At 63.6% G+C, this 19,947-nt stretch carries 16 protein-coding genes; 10 read left to right on the forward strand and 6 right to left on the reverse strand.

Annotated elements, in window-relative coordinates; genetic code table 11:
• Positions 1-20: 20 nt before the first annotated feature.
• On the reverse strand, positions 21-1,187 hold the full coding sequence (locus tag ACUN9V_RS09740; RefSeq protein WP_445511255.1) for an MFS transporter: 1,167 nt from the start codon (positions 1,185-1,187) through the stop codon (positions 21-23).
• A 157-nt stretch (positions 1,188-1,344) separates the two neighbouring features.
• A complete protein-coding gene (ggt, locus tag ACUN9V_RS09745; protein WP_445511340.1) occupies positions 1,345-3,024 on the reverse strand; it encodes a gamma-glutamyltransferase in 1,680 nt (559 codons plus the stop codon).
• A 295-nt stretch (positions 3,025-3,319) separates the two neighbouring features.
• On the opposite strand from ggt, the gene rpe reads away from it, so the two are divergent.
• The 5 genes from rpe to ACUN9V_RS09770 all read left to right on the forward strand — a co-directional run bounded on the left by rpe (position 3,320) and on the right by ACUN9V_RS09770 (position 9,309).
• Positions 3,320-4,006, forward strand: coding sequence for a ribulose-phosphate 3-epimerase (gene rpe, locus ACUN9V_RS09750; protein WP_075561969.1), 687 nt, complete (start codon positions 3,320-3,322; stop codon positions 4,004-4,006).
• Between the two features lie 6 nt (positions 4,007-4,012).
• On the forward strand, positions 4,013-4,375 hold the full coding sequence (locus ACUN9V_RS09755) for a GIY-YIG nuclease family protein (RefSeq protein WP_445511256.1): 363 nt from the start codon (positions 4,013-4,015) through the stop codon (positions 4,373-4,375).
• A 45-nt stretch (positions 4,376-4,420) separates the two neighbouring features.
• Positions 4,421-5,167, forward strand: a complete 747-nt coding sequence (locus ACUN9V_RS09760) for a ParA family protein (RefSeq protein ID WP_075561971.1) — start codon at positions 4,421-4,423, stop codon at positions 5,165-5,167.
• Positions 5,168-5,242: 75 nt separating this feature from the next.
• The gene (locus ACUN9V_RS09765) at positions 5,243-6,982 is read left to right on the forward strand and encodes a VRR-NUC domain-containing protein (RefSeq protein ID WP_445511257.1); all 1,740 of its coding nucleotides are present in this window, start codon (positions 5,243-5,245) and stop codon (positions 6,980-6,982) included.
• Complete coding sequence (locus ACUN9V_RS09770) at positions 6,979-9,309, forward strand: ATP-dependent DNA helicase (RefSeq protein ID WP_445511258.1); 2,331 nt, start codon at positions 6,979-6,981, stop codon at positions 9,307-9,309. The genes ACUN9V_RS09765 and ACUN9V_RS09770 overlap by 4 nt, the downstream gene beginning before the upstream one ends.
• Positions 9,310-9,507: 198 nt before the next feature.
• Here the strand turns inward: ACUN9V_RS09770 and ACUN9V_RS09775 are convergent, their stop codons facing one another.
• Together ACUN9V_RS09775 and ACUN9V_RS09780 are read right to left on the reverse strand one after the other, a co-directional pair.
• The gene (locus tag ACUN9V_RS09775; RefSeq protein ID WP_445511259.1) at positions 9,508-11,160 is read right to left on the reverse strand and encodes a dihydroxyacetone kinase subunit DhaK; all 1,653 of its coding nucleotides are present in this window, start codon (positions 11,158-11,160) and stop codon (positions 9,508-9,510) included.
• Between the two features lie 40 nt (positions 11,161-11,200).
• On the reverse strand, positions 11,201-12,499 hold the full coding sequence (locus ACUN9V_RS09780; protein WP_075571124.1) for an NAD(P)/FAD-dependent oxidoreductase: 1,299 nt from the start codon (positions 12,497-12,499) through the stop codon (positions 11,201-11,203).
• A gap of 325 nt (positions 12,500-12,824) precedes the next feature.
• Between ACUN9V_RS09780 and ACUN9V_RS09785 the strand changes: the two genes are divergently transcribed.
• The 3 genes from ACUN9V_RS09785 (at position 12,825) to ACUN9V_RS09795 (ending at position 15,966) form a co-directional block, all read left to right on the forward strand.
• Positions 12,825-13,490: a phosphoglycolate phosphatase gene (locus ACUN9V_RS09785; protein WP_445511260.1), complete on the forward strand. Its 666-nt coding sequence runs from the start codon at positions 12,825-12,827 to the stop codon at positions 13,488-13,490.
• 222 nt (positions 13,491-13,712) lie between these two features.
• The gene (gene trpE, locus ACUN9V_RS09790) at positions 13,713-15,209 is read left to right on the forward strand and encodes an anthranilate synthase component I (RefSeq protein WP_075562099.1); all 1,497 of its coding nucleotides are present in this window, start codon (positions 13,713-13,715) and stop codon (positions 15,207-15,209) included.
• A 136-nt stretch (positions 15,210-15,345) separates the two neighbouring features.
• Positions 15,346-15,966: a TVP38/TMEM64 family protein gene (locus tag ACUN9V_RS09795; RefSeq protein WP_445511261.1), complete on the forward strand. Its 621-nt coding sequence runs from the start codon at positions 15,346-15,348 to the stop codon at positions 15,964-15,966.
• Positions 15,967-16,033: 67 nt separating this feature from the next.
• Here the strand turns inward: ACUN9V_RS09795 and argF are convergent, their stop codons facing one another.
• Positions 16,034-16,951, reverse strand: coding sequence for an ornithine carbamoyltransferase (argF, locus tag ACUN9V_RS09800; protein WP_445511262.1), 918 nt, complete (start codon positions 16,949-16,951; stop codon positions 16,034-16,036).
• Positions 16,952-17,361: 410 nt separating this feature from the next.
• Here argF and grxD point away from each other — a divergent pair, with 410 nt between their 5' ends.
• On the forward strand, positions 17,362-17,709 hold the full coding sequence (gene grxD, locus ACUN9V_RS09805) for a Grx4 family monothiol glutaredoxin (protein ID WP_075561978.1): 348 nt from the start codon (positions 17,362-17,364) through the stop codon (positions 17,707-17,709).
• 114 nt (positions 17,710-17,823) lie between these two features.
• Here the strand turns inward: grxD and rnt are convergent, their stop codons facing one another.
• Positions 17,824-18,489, reverse strand: a complete 666-nt coding sequence (rnt, locus tag ACUN9V_RS09810; protein ID WP_075561979.1) for a ribonuclease T — start codon at positions 18,487-18,489, stop codon at positions 17,824-17,826.
• Positions 18,490-18,700: 211 nt separating this feature from the next.
• Between rnt and ACUN9V_RS09815 the strand changes: the two genes are divergently transcribed.
• Positions 18,701-19,921, forward strand: coding sequence for an argininosuccinate synthase (locus ACUN9V_RS09815; protein WP_075561980.1), 1,221 nt, complete (start codon positions 18,701-18,703; stop codon positions 19,919-19,921).
• Positions 19,922-19,947 lie beyond the last annotated feature (26 nt).

Consider the following 19,947-nt stretch of genomic DNA (forward strand, 5'->3'; position numbering starts at 1 on the left):
CCCAAGAAGAGATGCGCTTCCTAGACTGGCTCGAGGTGAGCCCTGCGAGACGGCTTGCCGATCCGGTAAAGTCCGACCAGACCCAGCAGTGGCCCGGGCAGCAACCACCAGGCAATCGTCGCCCCCCAGGTGGAGAGCGCCGGGACCAGCAGGCCAATCGAGGCGGCCGAGATGGCGAAGCCGATGGCGTTCTGCAGCGTCAGCGCGCTACCGACCAGTGTCGGTGGACAGGCGCCGGCGGATAGCGCCGAGAACTGCGGCGAGTCGATTACCGCGAGCAGGCTCCACAGGCCCAGAAATCCGACTAGCGGGGCGTAGCCGATATGAGGCGCCAGCCAGGGATACGCCAGACAGCAAAGCGCCGAGCCCGTCAGTCCTGCGGCGGCGACTCGGCGGCTGCCAAGGTACTGGCTCATCCAGCCGCCGAACCAGCAGCCGGGAGCGCCGATTGCGATCAGGGCAAACGAGGTCAGCGCCAGCGTTCTCGAGGAGATCGTCGGATCTACGGCTATCAGTAGCAATGGGATGAGCGTCCAGAGGGTGTAGAGCTCCCACATGTGGCCGAAGTAGGCGCCGGCCGCACGACGGAAATCAGCGATGCGGAACGCCCCCAGCCCGGCCAGGTGCGATGATGTGGCGGGAGATGCCTTCGACCCGCTCGGGGCATCACCCAGTCGCCACACGGCGATACCAGCGATTAGCGCCAGCAGCGAGGCGAGCCAGAGCGTCAGCCAGTGCATCCCGGCCAGCAGATGCGGCATCGCGGTACCCAGGACCAGCATGCCGACCAGCCATGCCAGGCCCAGGCCCAGGCCGGTGCGATTCGGAGCCCAGCCCACCATCAATTTCATACCGATGGGGTAGATGCCGGCGAGCGATAGCCCGGTCACCACGCGCAGCCCGACCGCCGACCCCAGGCCGTTGGCGTAGGGCAGCAACGCGTTGGAAAGGGCGCCGATCAGACATGCCAGCGCGAATAGCCGGCTGGCCCGCGTGCGATCGGCAAGGCCGCTGAGACCGAGAGCCAGCGTGCCGAGCAGAAACCCGAACTGCACCGCGCCGGTCAGCCAGCCCAGGTCGCCGGAAGAAAGCTGCCACAGGCGCTGGAGATCGTCGATCACCGCATTGGGCGTGAACCACAGTGCGGTGCCGAACCATTCGGCGATGGCAATGATGACAATCGGCATCGGGACTCCTGTGCGCATGCGGCGTTCCCGGCGGCATGATACTGAATCGACGCCAGCGATCCGCCGCACCTCGAAACCCTCGATGGCGCTGCAGATCGTTGGCGTCGGATCAGAGGTTCATTCAGAGACTCATTCAAAGACCCGTTCAAAGACCCATTCAAAGACCCATGGCCGATGACGTCGAGCGTCGCGGATCGGCGCCGCCGGTGAAGGTGCCGTCATCCTCGATCAGGATGGATTGCGCCGCGCCCATTGCTTCCTGCTGGCTCACCTTGTGGCCCATCGCTTCGAGCAGAGCGATGGTATCCGGGCTGATGCCGTCCTCGATGCGGATCTCGTCCGGCAGCCACTGGTCGTGAATCCGGGGGGCGCTGACCGCGCTCTGGATATTCATGCCATGGTCGATCACGTTCATCACCACCTGGAGCGTAGTGGTGATAATGCGTGAGCCGCCCGGGCTACCGGTCACCAGGAAGTTCTTGCCATCCTTCTTGACGATGGTCGGCGTCATCGAGGAGAGCATGCGCTTCTCCGGTTCGACCTTGTTGGCCTCGCCGCCGATCAGGCCGTAGGCGTTGGGCGTGCCGGGCTTGGCCGAGAAATCGTCCATTTCGTTGTTGAGCAGAAAGCCGGCGCCGTCGACGACGATGCCCGAGCCGTAGCTGAAATTGATGGTGTAGGTATTGGAAACGGCCAGGCCGCTATCGTCGGCGATCGAGAAATGCGTGGTCTCGTTGGACTCATAGGGCAGCGGATGACCGGCGGCGATCTCCTTGCTCGGCGTGGCGTGGTCGAGATCGATTTGCGCGCGCAGTTCTTCGGCGTAAGCCTTCGACGTGATGCCCTTCAACGGCACATCGACGAAATCGGTATCCCCGAGATACTCGGCCCGGTCGGCATAAGCGCGCTTCATCGTCTCGCTCATGACATGGATCGTCCGCGCCGAATTGAAGCCCATGGCGTGAATGTCGTAGCCCTCAAGGATGTTGAGCATCTGGACGATATGCGCGCCGCCGGACGAGGGCGGGCTCATGGCGTAGATGTCGTAACCGCGATAGGTGCCGTGCACCGGCTCGCGAATCGTCGGCTGGTAATCGGCCAGATCCTTCGCCGTCATCAGGCCACCGTGGTTCTTCATTTCTGTGGCGATCAGCTCGGCTGTCTTGCCTTCGTAAAACTCCCGCGGGCCCTTGTCGGCAATGCGCTTGAGCGTCGCGGCGAGGTCAGGCTGACGGAATCGCTCGCCGGCACGATAGAGCGAACCGTCCGACTTGTAGAACACCTTGCGGGTGGAGTCCCACTGCTTGAGTCGATCCTGAGCTTCGTCCAGCCCCTCCGCGAAGCGCGGCGGAATGACGAAGCCTTCGTCGGCCAGCTTGATCGCCGGGGCGAGCGACTGCGCCAGCGTGAGCGTGCCGTATTGGTCCAGCGCCAGGGCCAGCCCGGCAACCGTGCCAGGCACGCCGGACGCGTTGTGGGTGTAGCGCGAAAGCTCGGAGACGGCCTCTCCCTGTTCGTTCTGGAACATGGTTTCGTAGGCCGCGGCGGGTGCCTTCTCGCGATAGTCGATGGCGATGACCTTGTCGCTTTTTTCGTCAGAAATCAGCATGAATCCGCCGCCACCGATATTACCCGAGCGGGGTTGTGTCACCGCCAACGCGAATCCGGCAGTAACGGCCGCATCGACGGCATTGCCACCGCCTTCGAGCACGTCGTGCGCGATCTGCGAAGCCAGATAATGGCTGGTCGCCACCATGGCGTGTTCGCCGACCTGGGGATGGAAGCGCTCGCCCTCGAGGATCGCCGACTGGGCCAGTGCAGGCGTCGAAAACGCCATCGAGAATGTCGCCGAGACAGCGGTGGTCAGGCAGAAAACGGAGAGCGCAATGACCCGGCGAGCGGGCAGCGCGGGAGCAATGAAGCGAGGCATGAAATGTCCCCCAGAAGCGTCGTTGTTGTATGTGACCGACGGGATACGCGCGGTCAAGGCCAGATGCAGTATAGAAAGAGTCGACGCCAACCGCGTCATCGTCTTCGGTGGCGCAGTGGTTTTACGTCCGGCGGCGCCAAAGATCGCAAAGCGTGCGCTAGAATGAGCGCCAGAAGCCAGCCTGCATAAGGATTTTTCGCTCATGCGCGATTTCAAGATTGCCCCCTCGATTCTGTCCGCCAACTTCGCCTGTCTGGGACAGGAGGTCGAAGACGTGGTGGCATCGGGCGCCGACATCATCCATTTCGACGTCATGGACAACCACTACGTACCCAACCTGACGATGGGGCCGATGGTGTGCGAGGCGCTGCGCAAGCATGGCATCACCGCGCCGATCGACTGCCATTTGATGGTCAAGCCGGTAGATCGGCTGATCGGCGATTTCATCGATGCCGGGGCCAGCTACGTGACATTCCACCCGGAGGCGTCCGAGCATATCGACCGCTCGCTGCAGCTCATTCGCAGCCACGGCTGCAAGGCGGGGCTGGTGTTCAACCCGGCAACGCCGCTTTCCCATCTGGATTACGTCATGGACAAGGTCGACATGATCCTGATCATGAGCGTCAACCCCGGCTTCGGTGGACAGTCCTTCATTCCCGCGGCGCTCGACAAGCTGCGCGAGGCGCGCCGGCGCATCGACGCCAGCGGCCTGCCAATCCGGCTGGAAGTCGACGGGGGCGTGGGCCCGGACAATATCGCCGAGATCGCCAGAGCGGGGGCCGATACGTTCGTCGCCGGCTCGGCGATCTTCAAGGCGCGAAATCTCGATGATCCCAGTCGCTACGACGGCGTGATCGGCAAGATGCGCTCGGCCCTGGCCGCGAGCTGACAGCGCATGTCGACGACCGCCGACCCGTCGGCGCCACCGGTCGAGCCATCGGCGCCACCCGTCGAGCCGCGCCAGTGGTATCTCTATCTGGTCGAGATGGCCAATGGCGCGCTCTACACCGGCATCACCACCGATGTCGCCCGACGAGTCGATCAGCACGCCCGCGGTCGTGGCGCCCGGGCGCTGCGCGGCAAGGGGCCATTGACTCTGCGCCACGCCCAGGTGGTCGGCAACCACAGTGATGCGCTCAAGCTCGAGGCGTCGATCAAACGGCTGAGCGCCGAGAGCAAGCGCCGCTGGATCGAGCGCCATCGACTGTCATCGTTATGTCACCAGATTGTCATCGCTCCCGATCCCGCGGCACCGTAGAATTCCCGTCACCGTCCGACGACGTCGACCCGGAACGCTTCGATCATGAAAGTGGTGGCACTGCACAATCTCAAGGGCGGCGTCGGCAAGAGCTCGGCCGCCGTCAATCTGGCCCGCGAAGCCAATCGTGATGGCCTGCCTGTACTGTTGTGGGATCTCGACGCCCAGGGGGCCTCGACCTGGATACTGGGCGGAGAGAACGGCATGAGCCGCAAGGTCGGCAAGCTGCTGTCGGGGAAGTCCCCGCTGGGTGAGCAGGTCCAGCATACCCCCTGGGAGCGTTTCGATCTGCTGCCGGCGGACATGCGTTTGCGCGAGCTCGACCGGATCCTCGAGGACAAGGCCGAGGGCGACAAGCATCTCAAACGGTTGATCGAGCCATTCAGCGAGGAGTACGCGCTGATGATTCTGGACTGCCCGCCCGGGCTCTCCACTCTGGCCGAACAGCTGATTCGCGCCGCCGATCGCATCCTGGTGCCGACGATTCCCAGCCCGCTGTCGGTGCAGGCGTTCTCCCGGATGCTGACACATCTCGATCTCAAGAAGCGCCAGCGCGAACGCGTCCTGCCGTTCTTCAATCTGGTCGATCGGCGTCGGCGCCTGCACTGCGACTGGATCGATTCGCCGCCCGAGGCCCTGGGGCGGACGCTGGAGAACTGGATCCCCTACGCCAGCGACATCGAGCGGATGAGTCTCGAAAACCGGCCGCTGGCGGACCTGGCACCTCGCAGCCGTGCCACTCACGCCTATCGCCGTCTGTGGCAGGAACTCAAGACGGAATTGGGGGAGTAGCCGCGCCAAGGCTTCGAACGTTCGCGCAGGGTCTGTATACTTACCCAGTGTTTTGAGTCCGACGCTGGGGACCCCATGGCGCTGCCGACGCTCGAAGATCCGCTTTACTATCTCGCCAACTTCCGCCGCGTGCTCGACTGGTTGACGTCGCGCTACGCGGATCTGCTGAGCGCCGAAGAATCGGCGTTCATTGCCGCTTTCGAATGCTTGCCTCAAGCCTCTCAGGCGCTGCTGGTGCGGATGGTCATGCGCAAGGGCGCCGATTTTCGCGCCAGTCGCCTGGTCTATGCCGAGATCGGCGACAGCCATCACGCGGCAGGCCCGCTGCTCGAGGCCGGCTTGATCGAGGAGGGCGCGCCGCTGACGCTGGAAACCCTGTTCACGCTGGTGACTCGAGCGGAAATCGCCGCCGACATGGCCCCGTGGTTTGCGGAACTCGGTATCGGCAAGAGTGCCGGCAAGCGTGTCTGGCTTTTGGCGTTGCAGGCGGAGTCGCCGGATCCTCGTCCGCTGGCCGAGTGGCTGCCGACGCTGGAAGAGCGTCACTATCGTTTGAACGTCGACGCCATGTGCGAGCGGTTCCGGCTGATGTTTTTCGGCAACCTGCGTCAGCACTGGTCGGAATTCGTCCTGGCGGAACTCGGCGTCTATCGCTTCGAGGCCGTCGAGCTGGATGCCGCCTCGCGAGCGTTCTCCCGGCGTGAGGAACTTGAGGCCTATCATCATCTTCACCGCTGTCGCGAGCGCTTCGACGCCGACGAGCCGATGGAGTCGTTGTTGCCGGATATCCCGCGAATCGCGTTCGACAACGACTGGCTAGAGCGCCGGCGAGGCCGGCTGATCTACAAGCTGGCCTATCGTCTCGAGCGTCAGGGCGAGCTCGATCAGGCCTTGGCGCTCTATCGAGACTGCTCGGCGCCGGAAGCTCGGCTCCGTCAGATTCGCGTGCTCGAAGCGCAGCAGGAACTGAACGATGCGCTGACACTGGCCAGGGAGGCCGAGACAGCGCCCGTCAGCGCCGCGGAGAGTCAGGCGCTGGAACGCGTGCTGCCGCGGCTGCGGCGCAAACTGGGCGTGGCTTCAGCGAGACGCACGAAGGCACCGGAACCACCGCGTCTCGATCTGGTACTGCCTCGGGCATCCAGCGTCGAGCTGGCGGTGGCCCGGCATCTCACCCGCGACGAGGCGCCGGTCTGCTATGTGGAGAACGTGCTCGTCAACGGCCTGTTCGGGCTGCTCTGCTGGGAGGCGATCTTCGCGCCGCTGCCAGGGGCATTCTTCCACCCGTTTCATAGCGGGCCGACCGATCTGTTCGAGATGGACTTTCAGGCCCGTCGTCGCGAACTGATCGATGGCTGCCTGGAGACGCTTGAACGGGGCGATCATGCGGAGATCATCCGCCGCCGCTATCACGACAAACGCGGCATCCAGTCACCGTTCGTGTTCTGGGAGGCGCTCGACGAGCGCGTGCTGGAGCTGGCTCTGCAGTGCATTCCCGCCAGTCATCTTCGCCTCTGGTTCGAGCGTCTGCTCGGCGATATTCGCGCCAATCGCGCCGGGATGCCGGACCTGATCCAGTTCTGGCCGGCCGCTGTCGATGACTCGCCGGACGCCCGCACGAGCGAGTCGCCGGCGTATCGCATGATCGAGGTCAAAGGCCCCGGCGATCGCCTGCAGGACAATCAGAAACGCTGGCTTCAGTTCTTCGCCCGTCACGATATGCCAGTCAGCGTCTGCTACGTCACCTGGGAGGCCCGAAACGGCGAAACGGCAGCCGCGAGCGACGATGAGAGCATGGCGGGAGTGCTTTCTTGAGCTACCGGATCGCCGTTCGCGCGCTGTGTGAATTCGCGGCCAAGCGCGGCGATCTCGATCTGCGCTTCACGCCGTCGCCCTCTGCGCAGGCGGGCATTGCCGGTCATCAACTGGTCGGGGAACGACGCGGCGAACGCTACGAACGTGAAGTCGCTCTGCGAGGTAGCTATCGCCATCTGGAGGTGCGCGGCCGCGCCGACGGCTACGATCCCGCCGCCAATCGGTTGGAGGAGATCAAGACGCATCGTGGCGATCTCTCCCGTCAGCCGGCCAACCAGCGCGCGCTGCACTGGGCGCAGGCCAAGGTCTACGGTCATTTGCTCTGTGCCGAGCGGGGCCTGGATCAACTGACGGTGACGCTTACCTACTTCGATATCGTCAGCCAGCGCGAAACCCCGTTGAGCGAGTCCTGTTCGGCGGATGAGCTGCGAGAGGTGTTCGAGACACTCTGTCAGGCGTTTCTGGCCTGGGCGCAACAGGAACTGGCCCACCGGCGGCGGCGTGATCGCGCGTTGCAGGCGCTGCGCTTCCCGTTCGCCGGATTTCGCGACGGTCAGCGGCCGCTGGCCGAAACGGTCTACAAGTCGATTCACACCCGACGCTGGCTGATGCTGCAGGCGCCCACCGGGATCGGCAAGACGCTGGGGACGCTATTCCCGATGCTCAAGGCGATGCCGGGCGAGCCGCTGGACAAGATCTTCTTTCTGACGGCGCGCAACACTGGCCAGCGCCTGGCGCTCGATGCATTGCGTTCATTGGGTGCCGAACGCCAAGGGCTCGTCGGGGCCGGCCCGGGCGAACCCTGGTGCGACGATATCGATAGCGCAGTCCAAGCGGTGCCCCTGCGCGTGTTGACGCTGACTTCCCGCGACAAGGCCTGCGAGCATCCGGACAAGGCCTGTCACGGTGACTCCTGCCCGCTGGCCGATGGTTTCTACGATCGGCTGCCCGAGGCGCGCGTGGCGGCGGTCGAGCGCGGCTGGCTGGATCGGGCCGGCTTGCGAGACATCGCGCTCGGCCATGAAATCTGCCCCTACTATCTGGGTCAGGAGATGGCACGCTGGGCCGACGTCGTCATCGGCGACGTCAACTACTGGTTCGATTTTCACGCCATGCTCTACGCCCTGAGTCAGCAGCAGCAGTTGCAGGTCGGGCTGCTCGTCGACGAGGCGCACAATCTGGTCGAGCGGGGGCGGGGCATGTATAGCGCGACGCTCGATCATGCCGCCTTCCGGCGGCTGAAGCCGACGCTGCCGGCGGCGCTCAAGAGGCCGCTGTCGCGAGTGGCGTCCGTCTGGCAAGCGCTGGCGGAGGAAAGTGACGTCGAATATCGCGTGCTCGAGACGCTGCCCGGCAAGTTGATCAATGCACTGCAACAGGCCGTCTCGCAGATCGTCGAGTATCAGAGCGAGCAGCCGATCGCGCTGGATAGCGAGCTGCAACGGTTCGCGTTCGACGCCCAGCACTTCTGTCGCGTCGCCGACGTGTTCGGCGATCACTCGATCTGCGACGTGACGCGGCAGTCTCCCCGTGGCCGCCAGCGCAATACCGGCGCCCGGGTGACGTTACGCAACGTGGTGCCGGCGCCGTTCCTGGCGCCGCGTTTTGCCGCAGCCCATGGCGGCACCCTGTTTTCCGCGACCCTGGCACCCGAAGCCTACTATCGTGACCTGCTGGGCGTACCCGACGATGCCCTCTGGATGACGCTGGCATCGCCGTTTCAGGATTCGCAGCTGAGGGTCACAATCGCCGCGCGATTATCGACCCGCTACACCGACCGCGAGTCATCCCTGACGCCGCTGGCGGATCGCATCGCCGATCAGTTCCGGGCAACCCGCGGTAACTATCTGGCATTCTTCTCGAGTTTCGCCTATCTGGAGCAGGTCGCCGACCGGCTGGCCGAGCGTCACCCCGAGGTTCCGATATGGCGTCAGGCGTCACGTATGGACGATGACGCCCGCGAGGCGTTTCTGGGGCGGTTCGAGACGAGCGGGGAAGGCGTGGGATTCGCGGTGCTGGGCGGGATCTTCGGCGAGGGCATCGATCTGCCGGGCGATCGCCTGATCGGGGCGTTCGTGGCCACGCTGGGGCTACCCCAGGTCAACCCGGTCAACGAGCAGATGCGTGCCCGGCTGCAGACGCTCTACGGCCATGGCTACGACTACGCCTACTTTTTCCCCGGCATGCAGAAGGTGGTGCAGGCGGCCGGTCGCGTGATCCGCTCCGGAACGGATGAAGGGGTGATTCATCTGCTCGACGATCGGTTTGCCCGGCGAGAGGCCCAGGCGTTGCTGCCGGAATGGTGGCCTCCAGCAACGTTGGATTGAGGCAGTGGGAAATGAGTCTGTGCGTATCCTGCCGCCACCATCCGGCGCCTATTCAGCATCATGCTGGATGGCTCGGACGCAGCCGGGTCTTGCGATATGGATGTCGCAAGAGGCGTGCCTGGGCAGGGATGCCCTTGCACGCCGACCCGAAGCTGAGTTCGTGACATTCAAGATTTCGTCATGCTGGGCTCCAAGCCGCTATTGCTCTCTCGCCAATGCCTCGAACACTCTTGCCACGGCTTCAGCGCCGGGATCGACGATACCCTTGAGCGCGCTTTCCGGCACGTAGGCGGAGCGTCCGGCATTGGCGCGGGTCAGCGCGGCGGTGGCCTGGGCGCCGTCGCGGGCGGCCTGCGCGGCCTGGGTGAGCGATTCACCCCGTTGCAACGATTCGATGGCGGGAATCAGGGCGTCGAGCATGGTGCGGTCGCCGAGTCCGGCACCACCGTAGGCCTGCATCTTTTCGACACCCGCGGCCAGCGCGTTGGCGAGTTCGCCGCGCCGATCCAGTGACGAGCCAGCCGTAGTGAACAGGATCGACAGCAGCACGCCGCTGGAGCCGCCCATGTCCCGCGCCAGCAGCTGGCCGATGCCGGCGAATAGCTGAGGCAGTGCGGCGGTATTCAGGCGCCCGGCCTGCAGTGCCCTGGCGATCGCGTCGGCGCCGCTCTGCATGCTGGCGCCAGCATCGCCATCGCCACTTTTGGCATCCAGCGCGTCGAGTTCCTTACGCGACTGGCGCAGGGCGTCGATGATCCGTTGGAGGGCGGCGGCAGTGGTGGCGTCCTGCGGGGCATCCTCGACCAGCGCTTCATGATCCTGACGGGTATCCGGCGAAAAATGCGCAGGCGTCTGGATGGCCCGTAATCCGGGCCAGCCGGGAGCGCTCGTCGGCGCCGATAGCGCGGTGACGATGTCGTCATCTGCCGGCAGCAGCGTGAGCGAGAAACCGTGCATATCCAGCGAGGTCATCAGCGGCGCCGGGCCAATCAAGTGCGCTACCTGATCGATGCCAAGTTGACGCAGCAGGCTGGCAGCGAGTACGCCCATCTCCTGGGTGGAGCAACTGCCGAGGTCGTTGAGCATCGCGATCCAGGGCCCGGCGAGCTGACGATCGGCAAGCGCGTTGTGCAACGGGTCCAGAACCAGGGTCATGGCGTCGTCGGCGCTTTTCGGATCGACCTCTCGCGTGCCGGTCTCGTTGTGAATCCCTAGCCCCAGCTCCGGGGAGCGCGCGGCGGCGTCCTGACCTGGCTGTGCCGCGGCGCTCAGCGCCATGCCCAGCGATGCCATTTGGCGGCACAGCGCTCCAGCGCGTTCGCGGATGGTGTCGAGCGGCGTTGCCTGGCTGGCGAGATAACCGCTCAGCTTGTGCACCAGCACGGTACCGGCGATGCCTCGGGGCTGCGGGGCGTTCTCGATGGCCACGTCGTCGGCGACGATGACCATCGCGACGTTCAACCCTTCACTCCTGGCGCGCTCGGCAGCGAGCCCGAAGTTGAGCCGGTCGCCGGTGTAGTTCTTGACCACCAGCAGGCAGCCGGCATCGCCACAGACTTCACGAATCGCGGCCAGCACGGCCTCGACGCTGGGCGATGCGAACAGACTCCCGGAGATTGCGCCGGTCAGCATGCCTTCGCCGATATATCCTGCGTGAGCGGGTTCGTGACCCGCGCCGCCGCCGGAGAGAACCGCGACCTGGCGCCGCCCTTGAGCGTGCTTGTCCCAGTCGCTGCGAACCAGAATGCGCAAGCCGCTATCCGGCTCGGCGACGCGCAGCGGGGCAGTCGCTGCCGCGGCATAGAGAATGTCGTCGACGACATCGCCGGGGGCATTGTAGAAACGATCCATGTTGTCTCTCCGCTGGTGTATCGAATTCGGGGTCAACGCATCAGTGCAATTTCATTTTCGGGCGGATGTAGCGGTTGAGGCCATCGACGATGACGGTCATGCCGGTCTTGAAGATGCCGTGAATCGCCATCTGATGCATGCGATAGAGAGAAGCGTAGAACAACTTGGCAAGCCGGCCCTCGATGAACAGGCTGCGCGCCGACGCGCCACGCATGAGGCTACCGACCGCCTCGAAATGGGCCAGCGAGATCAACGAGCCCCGATCCCGGTAGACGAAGGGCTTGAGCGGTTTGCCGTCCATCGCCGCGCGCAGATTGTGATAGCAGTGGGTCGCCTGTTGGTGGGCGGCCTGAGCGCGCGGGGGAACGCGCTTGTCGTCGGGCTGAGGGCAGGAGGCGCAGTCGCCGAAGGAGAAGATCCGCTCGTCGTCCAGACTCTGCAGCGTCTGGCTGACCTTGATCTGGTGATTGCGCTCGGTGGCGAGACCCAGGTTCGACAGGAATTCGGGCGCGCGGATGCCGGCGGCCCAGACGCTGAGATCCGTTTCCAGCGGCTCGCCATCGGCGGTGATGAAGCCGTTGGCGTTGGCCTCGGTGACTCGGGTATCGACGTGAATCTTGACCCCCAGACGTTCGAGTTCGCCGTGAACGGCGCGGCTGATCCGCTCGGGCAGCGCCGGCAGAATGCGTGGCGCCGCCTCGATCAGGTGAACCTCGAGCTTGCCGCTATCCATCGCGGTGAAGCCGTAGCTGTGCAGCATGCGCGATGCGCCGAAGAGTTCGGCTGCCAGCTCGACACCGGTGGCGCCCGCACCGACCAGTCCCACGGTCAGCTTGGGGTGCGTCCTGCGCTCGGGGTCGCTGTAGCGCAGGAAGGTATTGAGCATGTTGCGGCGAAAGCTCTCCGCCTGCTGCGGGCTGTCGATGAAGTGGCAGTGCCTGGCAACGCCGGGGGTACCGAAGTCGTTGGAGACGCTGCCCACCGACAGGACCAGATAGTCATATTCAAGCTGGCGGGCCGGCAGCACGACCACGTCTTCGTGATCGTGAATCGCCTCTAGCGTGAGGGTCCGGTTGTCGCGATCGATGGCACTCAGCGTGCCGCGCTGGAAGCGATAGCCGTGACTCTTCGAGTGGCCCTGGTAGGAAACTTCATCGAGTCCGGAGTCGAGCGTGCCGGTCGCGATCTCGTGCAGCAGCGGTTTCCAGATGTGGGTCGGATTGCGATCTACGAGGACGATATCGGCACGCCGGGACTTGCCGAGCTTGCGACCCAGACGGGTCGCCAGCTCGAGTCCACCCGCACCGCCACCGACCACGACGATACGTGGTGTGGTCATGGGAAGCTCCAGACGGAAAATCGGAAAGGAAAGAAACCAGAACATTCGAGGAAAACGAGCATTGTCGAATCGGGAAGTCGCGTTGAATGTCCGCAAAGCCGGTAACCGGCGAAAAGTAGGCACAGCAAGAGCCGAGTGATGACGATATCGGACTGTGAGACTGCGCATTCACGGAAAACGGCACCCGTCGATTCGACGAAAGATAGGCCAAAGGATACGCCGATCAGTGCCGCTTGGCATCCGTGGGTTGCGTAAACTTACGCCGTCTTGGGTAAGCTGGTGCCCGCACGCCTATCTTCCGGCCCGTTCTCACAAGGGAGCTCTCATGCATCCGCTGCTTCACGATATTCGCCTGGTGGCATTCGACCTCGACGGAACGCTGATCGACTCCGTCCCTGATCTGGCTGCGGCAGTGGATGGCATGCTCGTCGAGCAGGGCTTCGAGCCGGTGGGCGAGGCCAGGGTTCGCGATTGGGTCGGCAATGGATCCCGCAAGCTGGTCGAGCGCGCGCTGGCCAGTGTCGTGGGCGAGGCGCCAGATGCGTCACTGATCGAAGCGAGTCACGATCACTTTCTGCGCCATTATCACGCGGCGCCCTGCGAGCAGACCCGCGTGTATCCCGGCGTGCGAGAGGCGCTGGATGCCCTCGAGGCGGGCGGGTTCATCGTTACCCTGATCACCAACAAGCCGGCGGCGTTCATCGACCCGATTCTCGAAGCGCTGGATTTGCGCCGCTATTTTCGTACCACGCTGGGTGGGGATTCGCTGCCGCAGCAAAAGCCGCATCCGGCGCCGTTACTGCATCTGGTGAGGCAGTACGGGGTCGATCCCGCGCAGTGTCTGATGGTGGGGGATTCGCGCCATGACGTGGAGGCGGGGAGGCGCGCGGGCTTTCGCACGCTGGCCGTGCCCTATGGGTACAACCACGGCGAGCCGGTGGCCTCCAGCCGCCCGGATGGCGTAGTTGAATCGCTCCGGGAACTCGTTTAGGGTTTCCGAATCGGCGCCACGGCAGATGTGGCGCCGGTTTTGTGTACCTCCCCGGTGTTTTCCCGTTTCTCCTTCGACCGAGCTTTGACATGCGACCGGATACCCAACGTCTTTTCAGCCCCAGCGCGTCGATTCGCCACGTCACGTGTTGGCGATGGTGACTGTCAGCCGATTCCCTCGATTGCCGATTGCTGATTTTCACTGCTGGAGCCCGGTCCCATGATGACCCCTGATCGCTTTGCCGAGCTGGCACAAGCCGGCTACAACCGTATTCCGGTCACCCGAGAGGTGCTGGCCGATCTGGATACGCCGCTTTCCACCTATCTCAAACTGGCCGACGCGCCCTGGACCTTTCTGCTCGAGTCGGTGCAGGGCGGAGAGAAGTGGGGCCGTTACTCGATCATCGGTCTGCCCAGCCGGGAGCGCATCGAGGTTCGTGGCTTTACCGTTCGACATATCGTCGACGGAGAACAGCACGGCGCCAGCGAGGTCGAGGATCCGTTGGCGTGGATCGAGCGGTTCCAGTCACGTTTCAAGGTGCCCCAGCTCGACGATCAGCCGCGCTTCGATGGCGGCCTGGTCGGTTATTTCGGCTACGACACCATCCGCTACATAGAGCCCAAGCTGCGCACCTCGCTTGCCGCCGAAAAGCCAGACCCCATCGGGGTGCCGGATATTCTGCTGATGGTGTGCGACGATCTGGTCGTCTTCGATAATCTCTCGGGTCGTCTTCAGCTGTGGACGCATGCCGACCCGGAGACGCCACACGCCTACGCCAACGCCGTCGAGCGTCTCGAGACGCTGGAACTGAAGCTCCGCAGTGCCACTGTCAATACGCTGAGCCCGGGAACGGGGCGTGCTGACGTCGCCGAAGACGATTTTCACGCCAGTTTCAGCGAGCAGGGTTACAAGGACGCGGTCGCCAGGATCAAGGAGTACGTGCTGGCGGGCGATGTGATGCAGTGCGTGCCGTCCCAGCGCATGTCGATCCCTTATCAGGCGCCGCCGCTGGATCTCTACCGTGCGCTGCGCAGTCTCAACCCGTCTCCCTACATGTTTTTCCTGAATCTCGACGATCATCATGTGATCGGTTCCTCGCCGGAAATTCTGACCCGGCTGGAAGATGGCGAAGTGACCGTGCGCCCCATTGCGGGCACGCGGCCGCGCGGCGCCACGCCGGAACAGGACAAGGCACTGGAAGAGGAGCTGCTGGCCGATCCCAAGGAGATTGCCGAGCACCTGATGCTGATCGACCTGGGACGCAACGATATCGGCCGCATCAGCCAGGTCGGAACCGTCGAATTGACCGACAAGATGGCGATCGAGCGCTATTCCCACGTCATGCACATCGTCTCCAACGTCACCGGCAAGCTCAGCGACGGCATGTCGGCGATGGACGTGCTGCGAGCAACTTTCCCGGCGGGTACGCTTTCGGGCGCGCCCAAGATCCGGGCGATGGAGATCATCGACGAACTCGAACCAGTCAAGCGCGGCGTCTATTCCGGGGCGGTCGGGTATCTTTCCTGGCACGGCAACATGGACATGGCGATCGCCATTCGTACCGCCGTGCTGAAGGATGGCGAGCTCCACGTGCAGGCGGGCGGCGGGATCGTGGCCGACTCCAACCCCGACGACGAATGGAACGAGACGCTCAACAAGCGTCGCGCGCTGTTCCGCGCCGTGGCGATGGCCGAGAAAGGGCTCGATAATCTGGAGTAGGTAGCGGCTCGGCCGGGTTGTCATCACCCGGTCACGATGATCGGTTTAGATCGGGGGCATGCGACAGACTGCCTCCGATCGATTTCCTGCCAATACCGACCTGGTGCCCGGGCGAGCTCGCGTGAGGCGACGGGCCGTGATTCTCGCCCTCGCGTCGCTCGTTGCGGTTCTCATTGCCTGGAGCGGCGTCTCGCGGGAAGCGCTCGAGGCGCTGCACCCACTGGCATTGCTGATTGCCATGGCGGGCTTGCCGGCGCTGGGTATCCCGATGACGCCTTTCTACATTCTCGCCGGATTGCGCTTCGGCGTGCCGACCGGGCTGATGTTCTCGGCGACGGCGACGCTGCTCAACCTGCTGCTCTGCTATGCGATCGCCAGCGGCCAACTGCGGCCGGTTCTGCGTGCCTCCATCGAACGGCGTTTCCCGGCGCTGGCAGGACTGGATGATGCTCGCCAGGATGCCTGGCGCGTCACATTCCTGATCAAGCTCGTTCCCGGCGTCCCGATGTTTCTCAAGCACTACGCGCTGGGGATTGCCGGCGTCCCGCTGTCGATCTACCTGAGCGTTGCCCTGTTGACCACCGGCCCTTACGCTGTGGCTTTCGTGGTGCTGGGGCAGTCCGCGCTGACCGGTAACGTCGGCCAGGCACTGGTCGCGGCAGGAGTACTGGCGTTATTCATCGTGACGCTGAAAATGGCGATGGGATACCGGGCGCGATGCCGTCTCCCGCAGCCGGCGGAGTCGCGAGAAGGGTAGCGATCGAGCGAGCGGAAACTGGCGCCGCGATCCTCGAGATGGATCGCGGCGTCTTTCTATCGACAGATCAGTCGACCTGGCCCAGCAGCAGAAATTCGATCAGCGCTTTCTGAGCGTGAAGCCGGTTGCCCGCTTCCTGCCAGATCACCGCGCGGGGATCGTCGAGTAGCGTGGTGCTGATCTCTTCGCCGCGATGGGCCGGCAGGCAGTGCAGGAAGATCGCCTCGCTCAAGGCCTGGTCGAGCAGTGCTTCGGTGACCTGAAAACCGGCGAAATCGCGCTCGCGCTTGGCCTGTTCCTCTTCCTGACCCATCGAGGCCCACACATCGGTCGTGATCAGGTCGGCGCCGCGAACGGCGTCGCTCGGGTCGCGGACGATGACAGCATTCTGGCCTGCAGCGTCGAGGATGTCCTGGCGCGGCTCGTAGCCTTCCGGGCAGCAGATGCGCAGCTGGAAATCGAACTGGCGCGCGGCGTTGATCCAGGAGTGGCACATGTTGTTGCCATCACCGATCCACACCGCGGTCTTGCCCTTGACGGGCCCACGACACTCGGTCCAGGTCATGACATCGGCCAGCAGCTGGCAGGGATGGTAATCGTCGGTCAGCGCGTTGATTACCGGCACTGAACTGGCGGCGGCGAATTGCTCGAGTCCGGCGTGGGAGAAAGTCCGGATCATCACCGCATCGACCATTTCCGAGAGCACCCGAGCGGTGTCGCCAATCGGTTCGCCGCGGCCGAGCTGAGTGTCGCGTGACGACAGAAACAGCGCATGACCGCCGAACTGCGCCATGGCGGTCTCGAACGACACGCGAGTCCGGGTGGACGATTTCTCGAAGATCATCGCCAAGGTGCGATTGCTGAACGGCGTGTAGGTCGGACCGTCGGCCTTCAGTCGATTCTTGATCGTGATCCCGCGCTGGATCAGGTAGGCCAGCTCGTCGGCGGAGAGATCCAGCAGGGTCAGAAAATGGCGTGCGCTCATGGGCGGCTTCCTGTCGTGGCTTGACGTTGAGACATTGGCTACAAGGCATGCGGCAATATCGAGGCGCGCCGCACGGCGAAATCGAGATCGTCGACCGCAATGGCGGGCTATCCACGGTAGGCGACTCGGAAACAATGAAAAAAGCGCCGCTTACCAGACGCCTGCAAAGGTGTCTGGCGAGACGGCGCCGTGATCGGCCGATGTTGCGTTTCTGCGGTCGTGGCCGATCCGCGCGAAAGCCAATTATCCTAACGAGAGGCTGCGGGCGGCGCAATGGCCCGGCGCGAGCCTGAATCGGCGGCAGGGGTGTTTTCAGTCGGTGTCATCAGTAGAATGGGAGTACGGTCATTCACACTCGCGTACACGCGAAGAGTCGGCATCGGCCCTCTCTTCCCGCTATAGGACGTCCCATGAGCGATACCATCGAAGCGATCAAGCAGCAGATCAACGACAACGCGATCCTGCTGTATATGAAAGGCTCGCCCCAGCTGCCGCAGTGCGGCTTCTCTGCTCAGGCGGTACAGGCGCTGATGGCCTGCGGCGAGAAGTTCGCCTTCGTCAACATTCTGGATAATCCGGATATTCGTACCGAGCTGCCGAAGTACGCCAGCTGGCCGACGTTCCCGCAACTGTGGGTCGACGGTGAGCTGGTAGGCGGCTGCGACATCATCGTCGAGATGTATCAGAACGGTGAACTGGAGCCGATGGTCAAGGCGGCTGCCGCAAAATCGGCCGAGGCTTCTCCCAGCGACAGCTGAGCCGTCCGTTCGAGTTTCGTTTCCGAGACGCCCCGTCATCGCACGGGGCGTTTTTTGTTTCGAAATGCAGTCGTTTCGAAATTCAGTCGTTTCTAAATACAGTCGTTTCGGAATTCAGAGCTCGTCGAGACCCTGTTCCTTCATCGCCAGATTCCAGCCGCCGAGATCCTTGAAGCGATTGATGATGGCGCAGAAGAGTTCTGCAGTGCGTTCGGTATCGTAGCTCGCCGAGTGGGCCGAGGAGTTGTCGAAATCGATACCGGCGGCCTGGCAGGCGCGTGCCAGAACCGTCTGGCCGTACGCCAGCGCCGAAAGGGTGGCGGTGTCGAAGCTGGAAAACGGGTGAAACGGATTGCGCTTGATGTTGCAGCGCTGGATCGCGGCGTTCAGGAACCCCTGGTCGAAGGAGGCGTTGTGGCCGACCAGGATGGCTCGCGTGCAGTCGTGGGATTTTATGGTCTTGCGAATCGGTTTGAAGATGCCGTCCAGGGCTTCACGTTCGCTGACCGCAATTTGCTGGCGGAAGGCGCTGGAGAGATCGATTCCCGTGAAGTCCAGGGCGGACTGCTCGACGTTGGCACCCTCGAAGGGCTCGACATGGAAAGCGATAGTGTCCATCGGCAGCAGATTGCCTTGCTCGTCCATCGTCAGCGGCACGGCGGCGATCTCCAGCATGGCGTCCGTGGCTGAATTGAATCCGCCGGTTTCGATGTCTACCACCACCGGGAGATACCCGCGAAAACGCTGCGCCATCAGCTCCCTCATGCTGGCGTCCGACATGCAATGACTCCCGTTCCCTTGACGTAATGACGATGACGTGATGACGAAATCGCGGTGATTAAACCGCGTAGAGTCTAGCAGTTTCGGCCATTGGCGTCCCGGCGGTTGGTGTTCGCGGCAGGCCCGGGGCGTTATAATCCATCGTTTGTTCGGTCGCCGACCGCCGTATGCCACCGAAACCTTGTCCAACGAAACTCGAAGGAGCTGTCGCATGTCCGATATCAAGAAGGTCGTCCTCGCCTATTCCGGCGGCCTCGACACTTCCGTGATCGTGAAGTGGCTGCAGGAAACCTACGACTGCGAAGTGGTCACCTTCACGGCCGATATCGGCCAGGGCGAAGAAGTCGAGCCGGCCCGATCCAAGGCGCAGGCGCTCGGCGTCAAGGAAATCTACATCGAGGATCTGCGGGAAGAGTTCGTCCGCGACTACGTCTACCCGATGTTCCGCGCCAATACGATCTACGAGGGCGAGTACCTGCTCGGCACGTCGATCGCGCGCCCGCTGATCGCCAAGCGGCTGATCGAGATCGCCAACGAGACCGGTGCCGATGCGATCTCCCACGGCGCCACCGGCAAGGGCAACGATCAGGTGCGCTTCGAGCTGGGCGCCTACGCTCTGAAGCCGGGCGTCAAGGTCATCGCGCCGTGGCGTGAATGGGATCTGACGTCTCGCGAGAAGCTGATGGCGTACTGCGAAGAGCATGACATCCCGGTCGATTTCTCCAAGAGCAAGAAGAAATCCCCATACTCGATGGATGCTAACCTGCTGCATATCTCCTACGAGGGCGGCATTCTCGAAGACCCTTGGGCCGAAGCCGAGGAAGACATGTGGCGCTGGAGCGTCTCGCCGGAAGCGGCGCCGGACCAGCCAACCTACATCGAGCTGACCTACGAGAAAGGCGATGTCGTGGCGATCGACGGCGAGCCGCTCAAGCCTCACGAGGTTCTGGCGAAGCTGAATAAGGTGGGCGGCGACAACGGCATCGGCCGTCTCGACATCGTCGAGAACCGCTATGTCGGCATGAAGTCCCGTGGTTGCTACGAGACACCGGGCGGCACCATCCTGCTGCGCGCGCACCGGGCGATCGAATCGCTGACGCTCGACCGCGAAGCAGCGCATCTCAAGGACGAGCTGATGCCCAAGTACGCCAAGGTCATCTACAACGGCTACTGGTGGAGCCCGGAGCGCCGCATGCTGCAGGCGGCGATCGATGAAACCCAGGAATTCGTCAACGGTGTGGTACGCCTGAAGCTCTACAAGGGCAATGCCATCGTGGTGGGGCGCCAATCCGAACAGTCGCTGTTCGACGAGTCGATCGCGACGTTCGAGGATGACGCCGGCGCCTACGATCAGAAAGACGCCGAAGGCTTCATCAAGCTCAATGCGCTGCGTCTGCGGATCGCCGCGGGCAAGGGCCGTTCGGCCAGCTAAAGTCGCTCGACGCCACGGCCAACCAT

It is taken from the genome of Salinicola sp. V024 (assembly GCF_052645315.1).

What these genes read in the sequence shown, in the direction of transcription:
- rpe (WP_075561969.1), top strand. Translation starts at nt 3,320, where the DNA reads ATGCGCGATTTCAAGATTGCCCCCTCGATTCTGTCCGCCAACTTCGCC.
- ACUN9V_RS09815 (WP_075561980.1), top strand. Translation starts at nt 18,701, where the DNA reads ATGTCCGATATCAAGAAGGTCGTCCTCGCCTATTCCGGCGGCCTCGAC.
- ACUN9V_RS09780 (WP_075571124.1), bottom strand. Translation starts at nt 12,499, where the DNA reads ATGACCACACCACGTATCGTCGTGGTCGGTGGCGGTGCGGGTGGACTC.
- ggt (WP_445511340.1), bottom strand. Translation starts at nt 3,024, where the DNA reads ATGGCGTTTTCGACGCCTGCACTGGCCCAGTCGGCGATCCTCGAGGGC.
- trpE (WP_075562099.1), top strand. Translation starts at nt 13,713, where the DNA reads ATGACCCCTGATCGCTTTGCCGAGCTGGCACAAGCCGGCTACAACCGT.
- ACUN9V_RS09765 (WP_445511257.1), top strand. Translation starts at nt 5,243, where the DNA reads ATGGCGCTGCCGACGCTCGAAGATCCGCTTTACTATCTCGCCAACTTC.
- grxD (WP_075561978.1), top strand. Translation starts at nt 17,362, where the DNA reads ATGAGCGATACCATCGAAGCGATCAAGCAGCAGATCAACGACAACGCG.
- ACUN9V_RS09785 (WP_445511260.1), top strand. Translation starts at nt 12,825, where the DNA reads ATGCATCCGCTGCTTCACGATATTCGCCTGGTGGCATTCGACCTCGAC.
- rnt (WP_075561979.1), bottom strand. Translation starts at nt 18,489, where the DNA reads ATGTCGGACGCCAGCATGAGGGAGCTGATGGCGCAGCGTTTTCGCGGG.
- argF (WP_445511262.1), bottom strand. Translation starts at nt 16,951, where the DNA reads ATGAGCGCACGCCATTTTCTGACCCTGCTGGATCTCTCCGCCGACGAG.
- ACUN9V_RS09755 (WP_445511256.1), top strand. Translation starts at nt 4,013, where the DNA reads ATGTCGACGACCGCCGACCCGTCGGCGCCACCGGTCGAGCCATCGGCG.
- ACUN9V_RS09775 (WP_445511259.1), bottom strand. Translation starts at nt 11,160, where the DNA reads ATGGATCGTTTCTACAATGCCCCCGGCGATGTCGTCGACGACATTCTC.
- ACUN9V_RS09740 (WP_445511255.1), bottom strand. Translation starts at nt 1,187, where the DNA reads ATGCCGATTGTCATCATTGCCATCGCCGAATGGTTCGGCACCGCACTG.
- ACUN9V_RS09760 (WP_075561971.1), top strand. Translation starts at nt 4,421, where the DNA reads ATGAAAGTGGTGGCACTGCACAATCTCAAGGGCGGCGTCGGCAAGAGC.